This is a genomic window from Conyzicola sp. (genome assembly GCF_057073975.1).
In genome coordinates, this window is the sequence record NZ_JBXMIS010000099.1 from 1 (window position 1) to 1,803 (window position 1,803).

General features: G+C 67.4%; 3 protein-coding genes. 1 reads left to right on the top strand and 2 read right to left on the bottom strand.

What is annotated here, in order from left to right; translation table 11 throughout:
• A partial coding sequence (locus AC14A7_RS08780; RefSeq protein ID WP_484008199.1) for a PP2C family protein-serine/threonine phosphatase occupies positions 1 to 514 on the bottom strand: 514 nt, incomplete at its 3' end.
• 75 nt (positions 515 to 589) lie between these two features.
• Positions 590 to 1,357 (bottom strand): FHA domain-containing protein, encoded by a 768-nt coding sequence (locus AC14A7_RS08785; RefSeq protein ID WP_484008201.1) that lies wholly within the window; start codon positions 1,355 to 1,357, stop codon positions 590 to 592.
• A gap of 199 nt (positions 1,358 to 1,556) precedes the next feature.
• Between AC14A7_RS08785 and AC14A7_RS08790 the strand changes: the two genes are divergently transcribed.
• Positions 1,557 to 1,803, top strand: a 247-nt coding sequence (locus tag AC14A7_RS08790) for an outer membrane beta-barrel protein (protein WP_484008202.1), incomplete at its 3' end; no start/stop codon positions are given.

Genomic DNA, 1,803 nt, shown 5'->3' on the forward strand with positions numbered 1-1,803 from the left:
CGGGATGCAGCACGGCCTCCTCGTCGGTGATGACGCCGGCCTCGACGAGCTCCTGCACGGCGGAGTGGTCGACGCTCAGCTGCACGAATGACCGGCCGTCCCACGAGTAGATGCGGGAGTCGCCGATATTGAATGCCATCCAGTGCAGCAGCCCGGAGTCGCCGGAGGTGACGAGGGCGACTCCAGCGAGGGTCGTGCCGGAGATGCCCCTACCGACACTCTCGTCGCCGGAGATGGCTCGCACCGCGACGTTCGACGAGCGGATGGCAGCGAGCACGCCAGCCGTCGTCGCGGGTGCGTCGTCGGGGAAGGCCGCCTTGAACGTCTCGCGTACTGCCTGGCTGGCCTGGTCGCCGGCGTTGTGTCCGCCCATTCCGTCGGCGACGAGGAAGATCGGACCAGCGGCGAGGTAGCTGTCCTCGTTGACGGAGCGCACCATCCCGGTGTCGGATGCCGCACTGACGACAACACTCGACGACGCATTGGCGCTCGCGATCGTCGCGGTGGTCTGCACGCGGGCTCCGTTCGAAGTTGAGTTCGGCTCTAAACTACCAATGTTTGGAGGCAGAACACGCCAGTCGGCGACGGCTCAGTTCTTGTAGACCGTGAGCAGCAGATCGCCGAGCTCCACCGTCGACCCGTGATCGAGTCGAAGGCGGATTCCGGGGCTCAGCTCTGTCTCGTGGCCATCGGCCCTCGTCACGACGATGCCGTTCATCGAGCCGAGGTCCTCGACGAGAAGCACGCCGTTCTCGTCGGTGAAGATCGCGTGGTTCTTCGACACCGACCGCGTCGGGTCGTCGATAGAGAGCAAGCGCGCTCCGACCCGACCGGGCACGGGCGAGGCCGCACGGCCGACGATGACGCTGCCGACGATGACCTCGACGCTGCCGTCGGGAAGGTCGAGGGTCCAGAACTTCGTCTTGCCTCGTCGCGAGGCGATCATGGTCAGCTCTGGATCGGAGTCGAGGTCGTCGAGCGAGAGCTCGCTCGTGGGGTGCGCGACCTCGGCACGATCGGCCGCCTTGGGCGGCGGAAGGAAGGCGTAGGGGATCGCCGGACCAGGAGCCGCCGGTGCCGGCATGTGCGACGGCTGGCCGAAGAGGTCGTCGATCGTCGGCGTCGGGCCGGTCGGGTTGTCGGGCGCCGCGGCAACGGGCGGCGCAGCTGGCGTCACCGCAGGAATGGCCGGCGCTGCTGGGCTCGGCTGGAAAGCACGGGGTGCCATGGGCGGCGGGGCCGACTCGAATCCCGTCGGCGGGGCCTCGTAGGCCGGCTGCGGAGCCGCGGTGACCGGCGGGAGATCCCACTCCGCCTCCGCAGGTTCAGCGGTGCTCCACTCCGGAATGGTGGGCATGGGCGCACGAGCTGCCTGCGGGGCGGGCTGCGCTGCACCGGTGGAGGCTGGGCTGAAACGCGGCACAGCGCCGGATGCGGCGAGGTCGAGCGACCAGACACCGCACGCCGTGCAGTACCCGGTTCGGTCGACTGGTCGACTGCATTCAACACACATCATGCGGATGAGCCCTCCCCCGGGTTCATCGAAGAACGGCGGCGTGGATCCGAACACCCTGAACGCGAACAATTTCCGTCCGCTGCAGGGCTTCGCCGGGCTACCGCTCTCCACTAACAACCTGTACGCGAACTACAACTCGGTGCAGGCGAAGTTCCTGCGAACTCGCGGCCGGGCGGTCATCAACGCCAATTACACCTTCGGCAAAGCGCTCGGGATCGTCAGCTCCACCCTCGACTCCTTCAACCTCGAGAACAACTACGGCGTGCAGGCCAACAACCGCACCCACA

Excerpts from the sequence above, each read along its gene's own strand:
- AC14A7_RS08785 (WP_484008201.1), bottom strand. The coding sequence starts at position 1,357 with ATGCCCACCATTCCGGAGTGGAGCACCGCTGAACCTGCGGAGGCGGAG.